The 17,586-nt window shown below is 52.9% G+C and carries 18 protein-coding genes and 2 pseudogenes; 10 read left to right on the forward strand and 10 right to left on the reverse strand.

Annotated elements, in window-relative coordinates; genetic code table 11:
• The first annotated feature begins 38 nt into the window (after nucleotides 1-38).
• Complete coding sequence (gene rnd / locus AC3ITF_RS09125) at nucleotides 39-1,154, forward strand: ribonuclease D (protein WP_137362925.1); 1,116 nt, start codon at nucleotides 39-41, stop codon at nucleotides 1,152-1,154.
• A gap of 134 nt (nucleotides 1,155-1,288) precedes the next feature.
• Here rnd and minE read toward each other — a convergent pair whose 3' ends face one another.
• The 3 genes from minE to minC are packed head-to-tail and all read right to left on the reverse strand — an operon-like array spanning nucleotide 1,289 to nucleotide 3,102.
• The gene (gene minE / locus AC3ITF_RS09130; protein WP_003833739.1) at nucleotides 1,289-1,555 is read right to left on the reverse strand and encodes a cell division topological specificity factor MinE; all 267 of its coding nucleotides are present in this window, start codon (nucleotides 1,553-1,555) and stop codon (nucleotides 1,289-1,291) included.
• A 3-nt stretch (nucleotides 1,556-1,558) separates the two neighbouring features.
• Nucleotides 1,559-2,371, reverse strand: a complete 813-nt coding sequence (minD, locus tag AC3ITF_RS09135; protein WP_096756725.1) for a septum site-determining protein MinD — start codon at nucleotides 2,369-2,371, stop codon at nucleotides 1,559-1,561.
• A 23-nt stretch (nucleotides 2,372-2,394) separates the two neighbouring features.
• Entirely contained in the window at nucleotides 2,395-3,102 is a 708-nt protein-coding gene (gene minC / locus AC3ITF_RS09140; protein ID WP_096756726.1) for a septum site-determining protein MinC, read from the reverse strand.
• A gap of 126 nt (nucleotides 3,103-3,228) precedes the next feature.
• Here minC and AC3ITF_RS09145 point away from each other — a divergent pair, with 126 nt between their 5' ends.
• The 3 genes from AC3ITF_RS09145 (at nucleotide 3,229) to ycgN (ending at nucleotide 4,790) form a co-directional block, all read left to right on the forward strand.
• Entirely contained in the window at nucleotides 3,229-3,522 is a 294-nt protein-coding gene (locus AC3ITF_RS09145; protein ID WP_096756727.1) for a YcgL domain-containing protein, read from the forward strand.
• Nucleotides 3,523-3,591: 69 nt separating this feature from the next.
• Entirely contained in the window at nucleotides 3,592-4,251 is a 660-nt protein-coding gene (locus tag AC3ITF_RS09150; RefSeq protein WP_096756728.1) for a fumarylacetoacetate hydrolase family protein, read from the forward strand.
• Nucleotides 4,252-4,343: 92 nt separating this feature from the next.
• Nucleotides 4,344-4,790, forward strand: a complete 447-nt coding sequence (ycgN, locus tag AC3ITF_RS09155) for a cysteine cluster protein YcgN (RefSeq protein WP_196209307.1) — start codon at nucleotides 4,344-4,346, stop codon at nucleotides 4,788-4,790.
• 29 nt (nucleotides 4,791-4,819) lie between these two features.
• Here the strand turns inward: ycgN and AC3ITF_RS09160 are convergent, their stop codons facing one another.
• The 3 genes from AC3ITF_RS09160 to nhaB all read right to left on the reverse strand — a co-directional run bounded on the left by AC3ITF_RS09160 (nucleotide 4,820) and on the right by nhaB (nucleotide 7,486).
• Entirely contained in the window at nucleotides 4,820-5,161 is a 342-nt protein-coding gene (locus tag AC3ITF_RS09160; RefSeq protein ID WP_096756729.1) for a TehB family protein, read from the reverse strand.
• Nucleotides 5,162-5,272: 111 nt separating this feature from the next.
• Nucleotides 5,273-5,803 (reverse strand): disulfide bond formation protein DsbB, encoded by a 531-nt coding sequence (gene dsbB, locus AC3ITF_RS09165; RefSeq protein WP_489176351.1) that lies wholly within the window; start codon nucleotides 5,801-5,803, stop codon nucleotides 5,273-5,275.
• 141 nt (nucleotides 5,804-5,944) lie between these two features.
• The gene (gene nhaB / locus AC3ITF_RS09170) at nucleotides 5,945-7,486 is read right to left on the reverse strand and encodes a Na(+)/H(+) antiporter NhaB (RefSeq protein WP_137399979.1); all 1,542 of its coding nucleotides are present in this window, start codon (nucleotides 7,484-7,486) and stop codon (nucleotides 5,945-5,947) included.
• Between the two features lie 237 nt (nucleotides 7,487-7,723).
• On the opposite strand from nhaB, the gene fadR reads away from it, so the two are divergent.
• Complete coding sequence (fadR, locus tag AC3ITF_RS09175; protein ID WP_096756732.1) at nucleotides 7,724-8,443, forward strand: fatty acid metabolism transcriptional regulator FadR; 720 nt, start codon at nucleotides 7,724-7,726, stop codon at nucleotides 8,441-8,443.
• Nucleotides 8,444-8,545: 102 nt separating this feature from the next.
• On the opposite strand, the gene AC3ITF_RS09180 is transcribed toward fadR, so the two are convergent.
• Nucleotides 8,546-10,078 (reverse strand): SpoVR family protein, encoded by a 1,533-nt coding sequence (locus AC3ITF_RS09180; protein ID WP_096756733.1) that lies wholly within the window; start codon nucleotides 10,076-10,078, stop codon nucleotides 8,546-8,548.
• A gap of 322 nt (nucleotides 10,079-10,400) precedes the next feature.
• On the opposite strand from AC3ITF_RS09180, the gene AC3ITF_RS09185 reads away from it, so the two are divergent.
• From AC3ITF_RS09185 to AC3ITF_RS09195, 3 genes and pseudogenes are all read left to right on the forward strand, one after another.
• Nucleotides 10,401-11,699, forward strand: coding sequence for a D-amino acid dehydrogenase (locus AC3ITF_RS09185; protein ID WP_182293167.1), 1,299 nt, complete (start codon nucleotides 10,401-10,403; stop codon nucleotides 11,697-11,699).
• 12 nt (nucleotides 11,700-11,711) lie between these two features.
• Complete coding sequence (gene dadX, locus AC3ITF_RS09190; RefSeq protein WP_489176352.1) at nucleotides 11,712-12,782, forward strand: catabolic alanine racemase DadX; 1,071 nt, start codon at nucleotides 11,712-11,714, stop codon at nucleotides 12,780-12,782.
• A 115-nt stretch (nucleotides 12,783-12,897) separates the two neighbouring features.
• Nucleotides 12,898-12,948: pseudogene (locus AC3ITF_RS09195) on the forward strand (hypothetical protein); the annotation flags it as partial.
• 3 nt (nucleotides 12,949-12,951) lie between these two features.
• On the opposite strand, the pseudogene AC3ITF_RS09200 reads toward AC3ITF_RS09195, so the two are convergent.
• Together AC3ITF_RS09200 and ldcA are read right to left on the reverse strand one after the other, a co-directional pair.
• A pseudogene (locus AC3ITF_RS09200) lies at nucleotides 12,952-14,619 on the reverse strand (potassium/proton antiporter); the annotation flags it as partial.
• Nucleotides 14,620-14,716: 97 nt separating this feature from the next.
• Nucleotides 14,717-15,631, reverse strand: coding sequence for a muramoyltetrapeptide carboxypeptidase (gene ldcA / locus AC3ITF_RS09205; RefSeq protein WP_137362917.1), 915 nt, complete (start codon nucleotides 15,629-15,631; stop codon nucleotides 14,717-14,719).
• Nucleotides 15,632-15,729: 98 nt separating this feature from the next.
• Here ldcA and emtA point away from each other — a divergent pair, with 98 nt between their 5' ends.
• Nucleotides 15,730-16,341, forward strand: a complete 612-nt coding sequence (gene emtA, locus AC3ITF_RS09210; RefSeq protein WP_096756738.1) for a membrane-bound lytic murein transglycosylase EmtA — start codon at nucleotides 15,730-15,732, stop codon at nucleotides 16,339-16,341.
• Between the two features lie 11 nt (nucleotides 16,342-16,352).
• Here emtA and ycgR read toward each other — a convergent pair whose 3' ends face one another.
• A complete protein-coding gene (gene ycgR, locus AC3ITF_RS09215; RefSeq protein WP_115258258.1) occupies nucleotides 16,353-17,087 on the reverse strand; it encodes a flagellar brake protein YcgR in 735 nt (244 codons plus the stop codon).
• A 198-nt stretch (nucleotides 17,088-17,285) separates the two neighbouring features.
• Between ycgR and AC3ITF_RS09220 the strand changes: the two genes are divergently transcribed.
• A complete protein-coding gene (locus tag AC3ITF_RS09220) occupies nucleotides 17,286-17,540 on the forward strand; it encodes a GlsB/YeaQ/YmgE family stress response membrane protein (RefSeq protein WP_115259931.1) in 255 nt (84 codons plus the stop codon).
• The last annotated feature ends 46 nt before the right edge of the window (nucleotides 17,541-17,586 follow it).

A 17,586-nucleotide genomic window follows, 5' to 3' on the forward strand; every position in this document is an offset into this window, starting at 1 on the left:
TTGGCGCAAACCTGAGAGAGCACGATTTGAATTACCAAATGATTACCACGGACGACGCGTTGGCCACGCTGTGCGAAGCCGTTCGTGAGTTTCCGGCGATTGCCCTGGATACTGAATTTGTTCGCACGCGTACCTATTATCCGCAGCTGGGACTCATTCAGCTGTTTGACGGCAAACACGTTGCTCTGATTGATCCGCTGGGGATCACCGACTGGTCGCCGCTGCGCGACATTTTACGCGACACCACGATAACCAAATTCCTGCACGCGGGAAGTGAAGACCTGGAAGTGTTTCTCAACACCTTTGGCGAACTTCCGCAGCCGCTGATTGATACGCAAATTCTGGCCGCGTTTTGCGGTCGCCCGCTGTCGTGGGGATTTGCCGCGATGGTGGAAGAGTTTACGGGGGTGGCGCTGGACAAAAGCGAATCCCGTACGGACTGGCTGGCCCGACCGCTGACTGAGCGTCAGTGTGAGTATGCGGCCGCGGACGTCTGGTATTTATTACCGATCACCGCAAAACTGATGGCTGAAACCGATGCCTCTGGCTGGCTACCGGCCGCGCTGGATGAGTGTCGTTTAATGCAGCAGCGTCGCCAGGAAGTACTGGCGCCTGAGGACGCGTGGCGTGACATTACCAACGCCTGGCAGCTGCGTACCCGTCAGCTTGCCTGCCTGCAACTGCTGGCTGACTGGCGACTGCGTAAAGCGCGTGAACGCGATCTGGCGGTGAATTTCGTGGTACGCGAAGAGCACCTGTGGTCAGTGGCGCGCTATATGCCGGGTAGTCTGGGTGAGCTGGACAGCCTCGGTCTTTCCGGGAGCGAAATTCGCTTCCATGGCAAGACACTGATTTCATTGGTAGAAAAAGCGCAGGCCCTGCCGGAAGCATCGTTGCCTGAACCACTGCTGAACCTGATGGATATGCCGGGCTACCGTAAAGCCTTCAAAGCCATTAAGGCGCTGGTGGCTGACGTGAGCGCGGAACACAATCTCAGCGTGGAGCTGCTGGCCTCCCGCCGTCAGATAAATCAGTTGCTTAACTGGCACTGGAAATTAAAGCCGAAGTCTTCCTTGCCGGAGCTTATTTCCGGCTGGCGTGGCGAGCTGATGGCCGAGCGACTTAACGCCCTGTTGCTGGAATATCCACAATAAGCGAGTGTCTGGTGGTTATTCTGGAACCCTATCTACTGTTTACTCGGTAATAACGCTATTCAGGACGGGTCACTGAAAATAAAAAAGGCAGAATATTCTGCCTTTTTTCGACCACAACTTTTTTACCAAAGCGCTTATTTCGACTCTTCTGCTTCTGGTAATGTCACGTTAAGTTCGAGGATAGAAATATCGCCGTCTTTTTGTTCAAGTTGTACAGTGACCATCTCTGGATCGATTTGTACATACTTACAGATAACGTCGAGAATATCTTTCCTCAACTGCGGTAAATAATGCGGTTCGGCGTCACTACGACGACGTTCTGCAACAATGATCTGCAGTCGCTCTTTAGCGATGTTTGCTGTGCTCTTTTTCCGCGAGAGAAAAAAATCCAGTAATGCCATAACTTATCCTCCGAACAGGCGTTTGAGGAAACCTTTCTTCTCTTCTTCAACGAAGCGGAAAGGACGTTCTTCTCCCAACAGACGGTCTACGGTATCTGCATAAGCTTTGCCAGCATCCGCATTGATGTCGAGGATCACCGGCTCACCCTGGTTAGACGCGCGCAGGACTGACTGATCTTCCGGAATCACACCAACCAGTTTGATGCGCAGAATTTCCAGTACGTCTTCCATGCTGAGCATGTCGCCTCTGTTTACGCGGCCAGGGTTGTAGCGCGTAAGCAGCAGATGCTCTTTAATCGGATCTTCACCATTTTCCGCGCGACGAGATTTCGACGCCAGAATGCCCAGAATACGGTCAGAGTCACGTACTGAAGACACTTCCGGGTTGGTGGTAATAATCGCTTCATCGGCAAAATACAGTGCCATCAGCGCACCGGTTTCAATACCGGCCGGGGAGTCGCAGACGATGAAGTCGAAGTCCATCGATTTCAGATCATCCAGAACTTTTGCGACGCCTTCACGCGTCAGCGCGTCTTTATCGCGAGTCTGTGAGGCCGGAAGAATAAAGAGATTTTCAGTACGCTTATCTTTGATTAACGCCTGATTTAACGACGCATCGCCCTGAATAACGTTGACGAAGTCGTAAACGACGCGGCGTTCGCAACCCATGATTAAATCGAGGTTACGCAGGCCGATATCAAAATCAATAACGACAGTTTTCTTTCCCTTCTGGGCCAAACCTGTAGCGATGGCCGCGCTGGAGGTGGTTTTGCCAACGCCCCCTTTACCCGAAGTAACAACAATAATGCGTGCCATAGAAATTCCTTGTTAAAAAGGGATCAATTCAACGGTTGAACTGTCAAAGCGTTCTCTGCTAATTGCAGACGCGCCGCTTTGCCATAAAATTCTGCTGGGATTTTATCACTCAGCCAATAAACACCTGCGATAGACACCAGTTCTGCCGTCAGGTGGGTACAAAAAATCTGTGCTTCTCGATCGCCGCTTGCACCCGCCAGTGCACGGCCTCTCATCATGCCATAAACGTGAATATTGCCGTCAGCGATGAGTTCTGCGCCCGCGCTGACGTGGTTTGTAACAATCAGATCACATTGTGGTGCATAAATGCGCTGACCGGAACGAACCGGGACATTTATTAATCGTGTTTTTGTGATGGGAGTAACGTTTTGTACCGGCGCGGCAGGTGCGGGTTCAGCAATGGGGGCAGGGCGCAGCGCTTTTTCTTTACCTTCAGTCAGTAAAGGCAGGCCCATTTCGTCGATCTCTGCTTTGAGTCTGGCATCTTTGCAGCCGCTAACGCCGATAATGCGCAGACCGGTAGATGCGACAACTTTCTGCAGCGTTGGCCAGTTTACCGGGCTTTCAAGGCCACTGACGTTGATCACCACGGGAGCATGTTTTAAAAAAGCAGGAGCCTGCGCGATTTTGTCTTCCAACGCCTGACGAATAACCTCGGGTTCTGACTCGTGCAAGTGAACCACAGATAAGGTGAAGCTACTGCCTTTAAGCTCGATTGGCGTGTTTGACATCCTGGCCTTACTCAATTTGCTATTTATCATCCCCAGCGCGGGGTGATATTCCGAAGACTATAAGGCATGTTATAGTCAGTATTATATTGAGGCAAGCCACCATTCCGTGAATTCAGAGTAAAAGATATGTTTTGTGTGATCTACCGAAGCAGCAAACGTGACCAGACCTATTTATATGTCGAAAAAAAAGACGATTTCTCTCGCGTTCCTGAAGAACTGATGAAAGGTTTTGGTCAGCCGAAACTGGCAATGATTTTACCACTTGATGGTCGCAAGAAACTGGTGAACGCTGACCTTGAAAAAGTAAAACAGGCGTTAACCGAGCAGGGCTATTATTTACAAATCCCGCCACCGCCAGAAGATTTACTCAAACAGCATCTGTCTGTGGCAAAACAAAATATACCAGACGCTAAAGGTTAAACTGTATCCGGCAGCCGCATGTCCCGTAGATGCAGTTCCTGAAATCGAAGACGACGTTAGGGGAAAGTCATGTATCAACATCACAACTGGCATGGTGCTCTGCTGGATTACCCAGTGAGTAAAGTGGTTTGCGTGGGCAGTAATTACGCAAAGCACATTAAGGAGATGGGCAGCGCAACGCCAGATGAACCCGTGCTGTTTATCAAACCGGAAACGGCATTGTGCGACCTGCGCCAACCGCTGGTTATCCCGGCGGATATGGGGGCGGTGCACCACGAAGTTGAGCTGGCGGTGCTGATTGGCGCGACCCTGCGCCAGGCAACGGAAGATCATGTGCGTAAAGCCATTGCCGGTTATGGCGTGGCGCTGGATCTGACCCTGCGCGATATTCAGGGCAAAATGAAGAAAGCGGGGCAGCCGTGGGAAAAAGCGAAGGGATTTGATAATTCCTGTCCGCTGTCGGGCTTTATTCCGGTGTCGGAGTTTAACGGCGATCCGCAAAATACGCTGCTCAGTCTGACGGTAAACGGTGAAACACGTCAGCACGGTTCTACGGCGGACATGATCCATCACATTATTCCGTTGATTGCCTACATGAGTCGTTTCTTCACCCTCAAAGCGGGGGATGTGGTACTGACAGGAACGCCAGAAGGCGTAGGGCCGTTACACAGTGGTGATGAGCTGGCGATCGGTTTTCACGGTCAAACGCTGACGACGAGAGTACTGTAATCTCTTCTTGCCGCCTTTTCGGGCGGCAAAACTTGCATCAACGTGCCAGACTGGTTATAAGGTGCAGCTTTATTGCAATAGCGGATACCCTGATGAGCGACATACCTTTCTGGCAAAGCAAAACCCTGGATGAAATGACCGATGCCGAGTGGGAGTCATTATGCGACGGATGCGGTCAATGCTGCCTGCATAAGCTGATGGATGAAGACACCGACGAAATCTATTTTACCAACGTCGCCTGTAAGCAGCTCAATATTAAAACCTGCCAGTGCCGTAACTACGAACGTCGTTTCGAATACGAGCCTGATTGCATCAAGCTGACGCGTGACAATTTGCCAACTTTTGAATGGCTACCGATGACCTGCGCGTATCGTCTGCTTGCGGAAGGGAAAGGGCTGCCGGACTGGCACCCGCTACTGACTGGCTCGAAAGCCGCGATGCACGGTGAGCGTATTTCAGTCCGTCATATTGCGGTGAAAGAATCAGAAGTACACGACTGGCAGGATCACATTTTGAACAAACCTTCATGGGCGGACTGAGCCGCCCATCGGTTAACAGGCGCTAAAGATTAAGATTTTTTCGCCTGATACATCTCATCTGAGTGGTTGTCATCTTCAACCCAGAAATTAATGTTGAACTGCGCGTCGTCGCTTAATTCAACACGATGCCAGTACTGCGGTGGGCTGGTCGCAAACTGACCGGCATTTATCACCACTTTCACTTCAGGTTCTTTCGCTTCTTCATTCGCAAAGCCGTAATACGTTACCGTACCTTCCATCACGCAAAGCTGTCCAAAGACGCCTGCTGCGGTGTTATGGTGGGAAAGCAGTGCGGCTGGGACAGTGTCTTTTGTGAAAAAGGGAGTAGAGCGTTTAACTTTCCAGTTTGCCGGGATGCGTAAATGGGACATGGGACATCTCCTTGGTGTGGCATCTATAAGATGTATTTAATATACATCTTATAGATGCCACCAAGCAATGACATTATGGCAAAAAAAAACGCTCCCGAAGGAGCGTCTCTGTTAGCGACCGAAGAGGTCGCGTTTTTTCGGTTTAAACGGTTGGGCAATGACCACCAGCACGGCGACCACCAGGTACGCAGCAAAGATCCCTAATAGCCACTGTGGCATTTCAAGGGTTAAAAAAGACCACTGACGCTCGGCGCAGTCGCCGGATGCCAGGAAAACCTGAGGCAGCCATTTGTCCAGCGGTAACCAGCTCGGAAAGCGCGCCGCAAAATCACAGGTCATGAACGGAGACGGGTGAAGCTGGATCATGGTGTGCTCATATGCTAACTGCAGACCGCGCCAGGCGCTGTAAATCCAGATAACCATCGCTACATAACGCAGCGGCGTTTTTGTCGCGATAGCACCCACCAGCCCGGCACCCATTACGCCGAATAACGCACTACGTTCGTAAATACACAACACGCAAGGTTTAAGCAGCATCACGTGCTGGAACCACAGCGCAACGAGTTCCAGCGCCAGGGCGGTTAGCGCCAACAATAACCATGCTCCGCGACCGCGGGAGCACTGGTTTAAAAATCGCAACATAATAAATTCCCTGCAACATGCGTAGAGAGCGCAGTTTAAACCAATTCAATTTATGCGCCACTAGCAGCTATTGAAATATTGTGTAATCGGATAATTATCATGCAAAAAGTCAAACCGGGCAGTGATTTGCCCGGTAAGTTGTTATGAAAGTGTAGCTAACCAGCCTATTTGCGTCATCCACTCGGTCACCGGGACGAGGGTGAATTCCACGCACAAAAGACCGACCAGCGTCAGTACGAGGGTATACGGCAGCGCCATCCATACCATGCGGCCATAGGAGAGGCGAATCAACGGTGCCAGTGCGGAAGTCAGCAGGAACAGGAATGCGGCCTGGCCATTCGGAGTTGCGACGGAAGGCAGGTTAGTCCCGGTATTAATCGCCACGGCTAACAGTTCGAACTGGTTCAGGCTGATGGTCCCGTGCTCCATCGCCGCTTTGGCTTCGTTAATGTAAATCGTGCCTACAAAGACGTTATCGGAGATAGAAGAAAGCAGACCGTTAAAGAGGTAGAACAGAGTGAGCTGGGCATGCTCTGAAGCCTGTAAAACAAAATGAATAATCGGAGCGAACAATTGCTGATCGATAATTACGGCCACAATTGAGAAGAACACGGTCAGCAGCGCGGTGAACGGCAGTGACTCGGTGAACGCCTTGCCGATAGCATGTTCATCAGTGACCCCCGTTAAGGACGTCGCCAGGATGATAACCGACAGGCCTATCAGTCCAACTTCGGCCAGATGCAGGGCCAGGGCGATAACCAGCCAGACGCCGATAATCGCCTGGACAATCAGTTTGATCTTGTCCTGGCGGGTACGCTGCTGGCGGCTTTGATCGTCATATTGCTGCAGAACGTCACGTACCTTTTCAGGCAATGTTTCACCATAGCCAAACCAACGTAATTTCTCGACCAGCATGCAGGTTAGCAGTCCGCAGATCAGCACCGGGACGGTGACCGGGGACATCCGCAGGAAGAAATCCCCGAAATGCCAGCCCGCCGCTTTGGCGATAATCAGGTTTTGCGGTTCACCAACCATGGTCATCACGCCACCTAACGCCGTGCCGACGCCGGCATGCATCATCAGGCTGCGCAGAAAACCGCGGAACTGCTCGAGCACGGCTTTATTGTGCTGATCAATATGGCTGTCATCGAGCATATTATCTTCCCCACGGGAAGAGGCGATGCGGTGGTAAATGCCATAAAAACCGACCGCCACGCTTATCACGACGGCGACCACGGTCAATGCATCGAGGAACGCGGACAGGAAGGCGGCGGCTACGCAGAAGGACAGCGACAGCAGCATTTTAGAGCGAATGCTCAGCAGCAATCGGGTAAAAATAAACAGCAGTAACTGCTTCATAAAGTAGATGCCCGCCACCATAAACATCAGCAGCAATAACACCTCAAGATTGGCGGCAATCTCTTCACGCACGTGCGTGGCGCTGGTCATGCCAATGACGACGGCTTCAATCGCCAGCAGGCCACCCGGCAGCAGCGGATAACACTTGAGCGCCATTGCCAGCGTAAAGATGAACTCAGCCACCAGCAGCCACCCGGCAACGAACGGGTTGATGAAGAAAATAATCGGGTTAACGATTAAGAAGGATAATAATGCGAGTTTGTACCAGTCCGGCGACTGGCCTAAAAAGTTGCGCCACAGCGCGCGACCCCAGGATAGCTCCATGGCAGTTTCCCTTACCTGTAAAAATGAAATCATGTTTTTATGTTTGACGGCAAAGCTTAGCGGGAGGAGGGAACGCAGGCAAGCTCTTCACGTGCTTCGTCGCGCCAATTGCGCCCCAGCGTTATCTGGAAAATGAAGCCTTGATCCACTTTTTCTTCATTGCCTCAGCTATCAGCTATCAGACCCGTCTGGTATGATGTGTGTAACTATGTTTTGCTGTGTAATGGAATTATTACTATGGTCATTAAGGCGCAAAGCCCAGCGGGGTTCGCGGAAGAGTACATCATTGAAAGTATCTGGAATAACCGCTTCCCCCCAGGCACTATTTTGCCCGCTGAACGTGAACTCTCTGAACTTATCGGAGTAACACGCACCACGCTACGCGAAGTGTTACAGCGCCTGGCGCGGGACGGCTGGTTGACCATTCAGCACGGCAAACCGACGAAAGTGAATAATTTCTGGGAAACGTCAGGACTGAATATTCTTGAAACGCTGGCGCGCCTCGATCACGAGAGCGTTCCGCAGCTCATTGATAATCTGCTGTCGGTGCGTACCAACATCTCAACAATCTTCATTCGCACCGCATTCCGCCAACATCCGGACAAAGCGCAGGAAGTGCTGGCGACGGCAAATCAGGTAGCCGACCACGCTGACGCTTTTGCTGACCTGGACTACAACATTTTCCGCGGCCTGGCATTCGCGTCCGGCAATCCGATTTACGGCCTGATCCTCAACGGCATGAAGGGATTGTATACCCGTATTGGTCGTCATTATTTCGCCAATCCGGAAGCCCGCGGTCTGGCACTGAGCTTCTACCGTAAGCTGTCATTGCTCTGTGAGCAGGGCTCCCATGACCAGGTGTATGAAACGGTGCGCAGTTACGGTCACGACAGCGGCGAGATTTGGCATCGCATGCAGAAAAACCTGCCCGGCGATTTAGCCATTCAGGGCCGTTAATCGCTCAATGCCGGATGGTGGTGTGAACACCTTATCCGGCCTACGTGGATGTCTAGTGTAGGCCGGATAAGACGCTTTCGCGTCGCCATCCGGCAATAAGATTCACAGACCGTTCATTCTCGGCGGGCAACGTTCCAGCAGTTCCACGCTGCCATCCTCATTTTGTTGCTCCAGCGTCACGTCAAAACCCCATAACCGATGGACGTGCTTCAGCACCTCTTTGCGGCCCTTATCCAGCGGGGCGCGATTATGCGGGATATAGCGCAGTGTGAGAGAGCGATCGCCGCGCAAATCGACATTCCATACCTGAATGTTTGGCTCCAGGTTGCTCAGGTTATACTGCGACGACAGCCGGTTACGAATTTCACGGTATCCCTCTTCGTTATGAATTGCTGAGATTTCCAGATAATTATGTCTGTCATCGTCCAACACGGTGAACAGGCGGAAATCACGCATCACCTTCGGTGACAGGAACTGGCTGATAAAGCTCTCATCTTTAAAATCACGCATCGCGAAGTGCAGGGTTTCCAGCCAGTCAGAACCGGCGATATCCGGGAACCAGTATTTATCTTCCTCGGTCGGAGACTGACAAATACGTTTGATGTCCTGGAACATGGCGAATCCGAGCGCATAAGGGTTTATCCCGCTATACCACGGGCTGTTGTACGGCGGCTGGAACACCACATTGGTATGGCTGTGTAGAAACTCCAGCATAAACCGCTCGGTGACTTTGCCTTCATCGTACAGGTGGTTAAGGATGGTGTAATGCCAGAACGTCGCCCACCCTTCGTTCATCACCTGGGTCTGTTTCTGCGGATAAAAATACTGGCTCACTTTGCGCACGATACGCAGCACTTCACGCTGCCAGGACTCCAGCAGCGGGGCATTTTTTTCCATAAAGTACAGCAGGTTTTCCTGGGGTTCAGAAGGATAACGCCGCGCTTCAAACACGGTTTTCTCTTCCTCTTTTTTCGGCAAGGTACGCCACAGCATATTTACCTGACTTTGCAGATATTCTTCGCGGCTTTTTTGCCGCGCTTTCTCTTCCTGCAATGAAATTTTTTGCGGGCGTTTATAGCGATCGACACCGTAGTTCATCAGTGCATGGCAGGAATCGAGCAGTTTTTCGACTTCGTCGACGCCGTAGCGCTCTTCACACTGGGTAATGTAGTTTCGGGCAAAAATCAGATAATCAACAATGGAGCTGGCATCCGTCCAGCTACGGAAAAGGTAGTTGTTCTTGAAGAAGGAGTTATGCCCATAGCAGGCGTGTGCCATCACCAGCGCCTGCATGGTGATGGTGTTCTCCTCCATCAGATACGCGATACATGGGTTGGAGTTGATGACAATCTCATAAGCCAGCCCTTGCTGACCGTGCTTATACAGACGTTCGGTTTCAATAAATTTTTTACCAAACGACCAGTGGGTATAGTTAATCGGCATCCCGACGCTGGAGTAGGCGTCCATCATCTGCTCGGAGGTAATGACCTCGATTTGGTGCGGATAGGTCTCCAGTCGGTAGAGTTTTGCCACGCGGTCTATTTCCGCCAGATAGACATCCAGCAGATCAAACGTCCAGTCGGGTCCATCGCTCAACCGTGTGGTGTCCTTGTTCATGGAATCAATCGTAGCCATTCGCGCACCCTCATTGTTGGCGGCACTCTCTGTCTGGAGTACCTCATTTCAAGCATAGAACACGGTGTTAAAAAACGTGCTGCGGCAGAAAATTTTTCTTTGCGATATCACGTTAATCCAACATCGAAAAACAGGATGTTCACGAAATTTTATGCTGGATAAAAATGACGCACAGCAGGAGATCCTAAAGCAGAGACATCCCTGTCGTTACCGCTATGTGTGAGATACATCACCATAAAAAAGCCATATGTTGAATAATATTTTCAACTGAGTTATCAAGATGTAATTAGATGATTATTCTTTTACTGTTAACGGAGTGGCTATGCGAGTTGTCATACTGGGAAGTGGTGTCGTTGGCGTGACCAGCGCCTGGTATTTAAGTCAGGCTGGACACGATGTCACCGTCATTGATCGTGAGCCCGGTCCGGCGCTGGAAACCAGTGCGGCGAATGCGGGGCAAATCTCTCCAGGCTATGCAGCACCGTGGGCGGCACCCGGCGTACCGCTAAAAGCGATTAAATGGATGTTTCAACGCCATGCGCCGTTGGCCGTTCGCCTTGACGGCACGCAGTTCCAACTGAAATGGATGTGGCAGATGCTACGCAACTGTGACACCAGTCATTACATGGAAAACAAAGGTCGTATGGTGCGTCTGGCGGAATATAGCCGTGATTGCCTGAAGGCGCTGCGAGCCACTACCGGCATTGAATATGAAGGTCGTCAGGGCGGGACGCTGCAGCTATTCCGTACCGCGCAGCAGTATGAGAACGCCACGCGCGACATCGCCGTTCTGGAAGATGCGGGTGTGCCATATCAACTGCTGGAAGCCCATCGCCTCGCGGAAGTGGAACCGGCGCTGGCCGAAGTGGCGCATAAGCTGACCGGCGGGCTGCGTCTACCGAATGACGAAACCGGCGACTGTCAGCTGTTTACCCAACGCCTGGCACAAATGGCGGAGCTGGCAGGGGTTAAATTCCGCTTCAACACACCGGTTGATAAGCTGCTGAGCGATGGCGAGCAGATTTATGGCGTGCAGTGCGGTGAAGAAATTATCAAAGCCGATGCTTATGTGATGGCGTTTGGCTCTTACTCCACGGCTATGCTGAAAGGGATGGTCGATATTCCGGTTTACCCACTCAAAGGTTATTCGCTGACCATTCCGATCGCGGAGGACGACGGCGCGCCGGTGTCGACTATTCTTGATGAAACCTACAAAATTGCCATTACCCGTTTTGATAACCGTATCCGCGTGGGCGGCATGGCGGAGATCGTGGGCTTCAATACTGAATTATTACAGCCGCGACGTGAAACGCTGGAAATGGTGGTGCGCGATCTCTTCCCGCACGGGGGGCATGTGGAGCAGGCCACCTTCTGGACCGGGCTGCGGCCGATGACGCCGGATGGCACGCCGGTAGTTGGGCGTACCCGTTTTAAGAACCTGCTGCTCAACACCGGTCACGGTACGCTGGGCTGGACCATGGCCTGCGGATCGGGACAGTTGCTGAGCGATATTCTTTCTGGTCGCACGCCCGCCATCCCTTACGATGACCTGAGCGTGGCGCGTTACAGCCCCGGATTTTCGCCGTCACGTCCACGACATTTACACGGCGCACATAGCTGAGAAGGACGCGAGATGACCCGCCCAATACTGGCCAGCATTGACCTGCAGGCGTTGAAACAAAATTTAGGCATTGCACGGCAGGCCGCACCGGACGCCCGCGTCTGGTCGGTGGTAAAAGCCAATGCTTATGGACATGGCATTGAGCGCGTCTGGAATGCGCTGGGGACCACCGACGGTTTCGCCATGCTGAATCTGGAAGAAGCGATAACGCTGCGCGAGCGTGGCTGGAAAGGCCCGATCTTAATGCTGGAAGGTTTTTTCCACGCCGACGATCTGACGGTGTATGACCAATATCGTTTAACCACCTGTGTACACAGCAACTGGCAGCTCAAAGCGTTACAAAATGCCCGACTGAACGCTCCGCTGGATGTATACCTGAAGGTTAACAGCGGCATGAACCGTCTGGGCTTTTTGCCTGAGCGGGTGGCAACCGTCTGGCAACAGCTGCGGGCGATGCCGAATGTGGGTGAGATGACGCTGATGTCGCACTTTGCTGATGCCGAACATCCGGACGGTATTCAGGACGCGATGGCGCGTATTGCACAGGCGACGGAAGGGCTTGAATGCCGACGTTCGCTGTCAAACTCCGCCGCCACGCTGTGGCACCCGGAAGCCCATTTCGACTGGGTACGCCCGGGTATTATTTTGTACGGCGCCTCTCCGTCAGGGCAATGGCGGGACATCGCCAACACCGGTCTCAAACCGGTAATGAGCCTGAACAGCGAGGTCATCGGGGTGCAAACGCTGAAGGCCGGTGACAGGGTCGGCTACGGTGGGCGTTACACCGCACGCGGTGAACAACGTATCGGGATTGTGGCGACCGGCTATGCCGATGGATATCCGCGCCATGCACCGAGCGGCACGCCGGTGCTGGTGGACGGTGTCCGTACCGGGACGGTCGGCGCGGTGTCGATGGATATGCTGGCAGTGGATCTGACGCCATGTCCTCAGGCAGGCATTGGTACGCCGGTAGAGCTGTGGGGCAAAGAGATCAAAATCGACGATGTGGCTACCGCGGCCGGTACGGTGGGGTACGAGCTGATGTGCTCGCTGGCGCTGCGCGTACCGGTTGTGACGGTGTAACTTTTGTAAAGTTGCCTGATGGCGCTGCGCTTATCAGGCCTACAATAGCAGTACATTTGTAAGCCGGGTAAGGCGCAGCCGCTACCCGGCAAAAACATCACTATTATTCATCCTCATCTTCTGCCACGCGAACGCCGACTTTCAGCACCGAATTATCTTCTTTCTCGGCCACAGTCCAGATCATCCCGGCAAATTCGACCTGGTCGCCGACCACCGGTGCGGCGCCTAACAATTGCTGGACGATCTCACCCAGTGTCTGCTGCTTATCGCGATATTCAGTGCCATCTTCCAGCCCGTATATCAGCGCCACGTCGGCGTATTTGGCGCTGGCTTCGAGAATAAAGTCACCAAAGAAACGCTGGTCTAACGCGACCGGCGGCGACTGGCTGAACAGCTTGCCTAATGCGGGAAGATCGCGCTCGCGACCAATAACGCACAGCACGTCACCTTCGCGCAGGCGGGTGCTGCCCGACGGATGAAACAGCACGTTGTCACGAAACAGCGCGGCAATTCGCGTCTCGTCTGGCATATGCAGGTCGCGTAGTGCGGCCCCCACACACCATTTATCGGCACTCAGTTGATAAACAAACTGCTCCCAGGGATTGTCAGGATGAATATCCAGACCAATGCGCGAAACGGGCCAGCCGACCGGTGGAACCACCACTTTGGCTTTTTTGGCCGCCCACGAGAGCGATGTCCCCTGAAACAACAGCGAAATCAGGACGACGAAGAACGCCACGTTAAAGAACAGACGGGCATTATCCAGCCCGGCCATCATCGGGAAGACGGCGAGGATGATCGGCACCGCACCGCGCAAGCCGACCCAACTGATGAAAATGCGCTCACGCAGATTAAAACCCCGGAACGGCAGCAGCCCGGCGAACACCGACAGCGGGCGGGCAACGAAAATCATCCAGGCAGACAAAATCAGCGCCGGAATGGCAATGGGCAGCAGGTCGGATGGCGTCACCAGCAGACCCAGTACCAGGAACATGGCGATTTGCGCCAGCCAGGCCAGGCCGTCAAAGTTTTGTAGAATACCGAACCGGTTGCGAATGGGGCGATTACCCAACAGGAAACCACACAGGTAGACCGCCAGAATACCGCTGCCTTCCAGCGCGGTGGTGAGGGCAAAAATCAGGATCCCGCCGCTTAACGCCAGCAGTGGATACAATCCGGCAGGCAGCGAAATCCGGTTAATCATTTGCTGGAGCAGATAACCGCCACCCAGACCCAGCGCAATACCCAGACCGAACTGTTGAATAATATGCACCGCGAACATCCAGCTTAAGCCGGTCTCGTGGTTTTGGATCATTTCAATTAGCGTGATGGTCAGAAACACCGCCATCGGGTCATTGCTGCCCGATTCTATTTCCAGCGTCGAGCCGACACGTTCGTTCAGACCCTTCCCACCGAGCAGGGAAAATACCGCCGCGGCGTCGGTTGAGCCAACAATCGCGCCAATCAATAAACCCTCGATGAGATCCAGATGAAACAGCCACGCGGCCATCATGCCGGTTAAGCCGGAGGTGATCAGCACGCCCACGGTCGCCAGTGATAATGCCGGACCGAGCGCTACGCGAAAGGAACTGGCCTGGGTACGCATCCCGCCATCAAGCAGGATAACCGCCAGCGCCAGGTTACTCACCATGTAGGCGAAAGGGTAGTTATCAAAAGGAATACCGCCAATGCCATCTACGCCCGCTAACATACCGATCGCGAGGAATATCACCAGGATCGGGATACCAAGACGTGATGAGAATGAACTGAGTAAGATACTGCAGGTGACGAGAACGGAACCCAAAATAAAAAGGCTAATAATTGCTGCGGCATCCAACGTTCGGTTACTCCTGAATTACGCTGTTTCGTATTAACAAACCCTAACATATTAGCGGCAGAAACAGCGTTTTACTTAGCCCTGTTAGCAGCTTTTTTTACGATTTCAGCACCGGATGCCCGGTTAAGGTGAGCTGGCTGCTATTTTTCACGTTTCGCAGCACCGCTTTTGCCCCGAGCGGGAGCGTGACGGTGCGCTGTTCGTGACCAAAATCGAGACCGCTAATCAACGGTACCGACAGTCTGGCACGCAGAAATGTGCAGACTTCCTCCAGATTGTAGCCAGCGTCGTAATCGTTTGGTGCGCTGCCGCTAAAACTGCCGAGAATAATGGCGTTCTGACGGGCTAAAATGCCCGCGTGGTACAGCTGCAACAGCATGCGCTCGACGCGGAACGGATGCTCATTAATGTCTTCCAGCACCAGAATACCGTTATCAATGGCGGGCATATACGGGGTGCCAATCAGCGAAATGAGCATCGCCAGATTACCGCCCCACAGCGTGCCTTCGGTGGCGCAGTCCGGACCATCACCTTGCCAGTCGATAGTAAATTGCGCATTGCGTAATGCCTGCCAGAAATGGTGTTCGGTAAACGCGTTCATTTCTTCGGCACCAAAATTGGCCGCTAACATCGGGCCGCTGAAGGTAATGACGTTGCCTTGTGCCAGTAGGCCGCACTGGATTGCCGTAAAGTCGCTGTGTCCGCAAATGAGCAGTGGGTCGTGTTGCTGGCGGGCGGTCAGTGCCTGCCAGTCAATAGCATCCAGTAAACGGCTGGCGCCATAGCCGCCGCGCACCGCCAGTACAATGGTATCGGGCGTTTTCAGCTCAACCAATGCATTCACATCCGCTAACCGTTCGGTTTCCGTCCCGGCAAAACGCTGGTAGCGACGTGCAATAACCGCCGAGTTTGTGACCTGATGACCGGCCTCAGTAAGGCGCGAAAGCCCGCGCAATGCCGCTTGCTGGTTGATACAGTAGCCCGAGGGGGCAATTAAGTGAAACCGGGACATGGCATTTCCTTGCTACAACTAAAACCAAATGTATATCATGCCGCGTAGGTATGTCGTTGTCACCTCAGCGACAGGTTCCGGCTATAAGGATAGATGACGTGAAATTGAGATGGTTTGCTTTTTTGGTTGTATTACTTGCGGGCTGTAGTTCAAAACAGGATTACAAAAATCCGCCATGGAATGCTGAAGTTCCGGTTAAACGCGCAATGCAATGGATGCCGATCAGTGAAAAAGCCGGCGCGGCCTGGGGGGTAAGCCCACAATTGATTACGGCCATCATCGCCATTGAATCAGGCGGAAATCCGAATGCGGTCAGTAAATCTAACGCCGTTGGGCTGATGCAGCTCAAAGCCTCTACCTCCGGACGGGATGTCTACCGTCGGATGGGCTGGAGTGGCGAGCCGTCAACCAGTGAGCTGAAAAACCCTGAGCGCAACATCTCAATGGGTGCCGCGTACCTGAATATTCTCGAAACCGGACCATTGGCCGGCATCGAAGACCCACAGGTGATGCAATATGCGCTGGTGGTGTCATATGCCAACGGTGCGGGGGCGTTGCTGCGGACATTCTCCTCCGACAGGAAAAAAGCCATCAACAAAATCAACGATCTCAGTCCGGATGAGTTTATTGAGCATGTGGCTGATAATCATCCGGCGCCGCAGGCTCCGCGTTATATCTGGAAGCTTCAGCAAGCGCTGGATGTGATGTAGTTCGCGTGAGGTTACTCGCGTACCTTGTTGGATTTTTCCCGGGCCTCACGTTCGAGTGAAAAAATAATCCGCTGTAAGTTCCGCTCCACCGCCGGGCTGACGTTGAGAAAACGGAAGCTCAGGCGGGGAGTAGTGATGGTTTCATTTTTCCCGTCGATAACTTTGCGCTCGCTGATGGAAATAAGCTGGGCGTCAACGTGGTACACTCCCCATTGTTCCATGTTGATTTCAACCTGCGAAAAGCGCATGCCCTCCACCAGTCCTTCTGGTTTTGCCTCTTCTAACAACGCGCCCATCCCGCCGAGCGATAAATCGAACAACCGAAAACGTAAAATGCTGTTGTCCGGCATTTTTGCCGTGCAGTGATAGGGCGGATGCAATGGGGCACCAATACGGAAATATTCCCGGCGCTGGACAAACCACAGCGCGGGCGGTAGCGACGAGATAAATGCCGGCAACCGTTGAAATTCCCCTTTTTTGAGCTGAGGCAGGGTGAACTCGACCTTGGCGCCCTGCGTTTCAGCGATGACAGATACGTGGTTTGCCCGCTGAACGGCCTGGTTTTCATATTCCTGGCTGCCAAAATCCATAACTAATTCATCCGGGCTCACCGCGAGAATTTTGCTGATGAATTGCCCTCCTGACCAGGAGATTCGCAGGGGGATTTGCTGTGAATTTAAGTCGCGGAGAACGCCTAACACCGCCAATGGATTTTGCTTCAGGAACTGCTCATGGTAGTTGCTCACACCTAATGACTCCTGGATGCCTGGTTTGTCGTTGGATTATCGGCATCGCGCGACAGAACTTAATACAAATGGATGAAATTTTTTATTAAGTCCGCTGAACGCAAGCTGTAGAAAAACGCCGGGCGACGGCTTGCCTATACTTAACGTACTGGCGCAGGAATGGCTTGCGCGTGCGTTCATTGGAAAGAGGGCCTGAAAATGGGAATTATTGCCTGGATTATTTTTGGTCTGATTGCGGGTGTTATCGCTAAACTGCTCATGCCGGGGCGCGATGGCGGAGGATTTATTCTGACCTGTATTCTCGGCATTGTCGGGGCTGTGGTTGGCGGATGGCTGGCAACCATGTTTGGTATCGGGGGAGATATCAGCGGGTTTAATCTGCACAGTTTCCTGGTGGCCGTCGTCGGTGCCATTCTCGTGCTGGGGATTTTCCGCCTGGTACGGCGAGATTAATTCAGCGGCCCCTGCGGGGGCCGCCTCTCATGGCTAATCTGGTGTA

The organism is Citrobacter sp. KH_055_1 (assembly GCF_057838705.1).

Coding starts and splice junctions, on each gene's coding strand:
- AC3ITF_RS09185 (WP_182293167.1), top strand. CDS start 10,401: ATGCGAGTTGTCATACTGGGAAGTGGTGTCGTTGGCGTGACCAGCGCC.
- dsbB (WP_489176351.1), bottom strand. CDS start 5,803: ATGTTGCGATTTTTAAACCAGTGCTCCCGCGGTCGCGGAGCATGGTTA.
- ldcA (WP_137362917.1), bottom strand. CDS start 15,631: ATGTCCCGGTTTCACTTAATTGCCCCCTCGGGCTACTGTATCAACCAG.
- nhaB (WP_137399979.1), bottom strand. CDS start 7,486: ATGGAGCTATCCTGGGGTCGCGCGCTGTGGCGCAACTTTTTAGGCCAG.
- AC3ITF_RS09180 (WP_096756733.1), bottom strand. CDS start 10,078: ATGGCTACGATTGATTCCATGAACAAGGACACCACACGGTTGAGCGAT.
- AC3ITF_RS09160 (WP_096756729.1), bottom strand. CDS start 5,161: ATGTCCCATTTACGCATCCCGGCAAACTGGAAAGTTAAACGCTCTACT.
- AC3ITF_RS09150 (WP_096756728.1), top strand. CDS start 3,592: ATGTATCAACATCACAACTGGCATGGTGCTCTGCTGGATTACCCAGTG.
- fadR (WP_096756732.1), top strand. CDS start 7,724: ATGGTCATTAAGGCGCAAAGCCCAGCGGGGTTCGCGGAAGAGTACATC.
- minC (WP_096756726.1), bottom strand. CDS start 3,102: ATGTCAAACACGCCAATCGAGCTTAAAGGCAGTAGCTTCACCTTATCT.
- ycgN (WP_196209307.1), top strand. CDS start 4,344: ATGAGCGACATACCTTTCTGGCAAAGCAAAACCCTGGATGAAATGACC.
- minE (WP_003833739.1), bottom strand. CDS start 1,555: ATGGCATTACTGGATTTTTTTCTCTCGCGGAAAAAGAGCACAGCAAAC.
- AC3ITF_RS09145 (WP_096756727.1), top strand. CDS start 3,229: ATGTTTTGTGTGATCTACCGAAGCAGCAAACGTGACCAGACCTATTTA.
- dadX (WP_489176352.1), top strand. CDS start 11,712: ATGACCCGCCCAATACTGGCCAGCATTGACCTGCAGGCGTTGAAACAA.
- rnd (WP_137362925.1), top strand. CDS start 39: ATGATTACCACGGACGACGCGTTGGCCACGCTGTGCGAAGCCGTTCGT.
- minD (WP_096756725.1), bottom strand. CDS start 2,371: ATGGCACGCATTATTGTTGTTACTTCGGGTAAAGGGGGCGTTGGCAAA.
- AC3ITF_RS09220 (WP_115259931.1), top strand. CDS start 17,286: ATGGGAATTATTGCCTGGATTATTTTTGGTCTGATTGCGGGTGTTATC.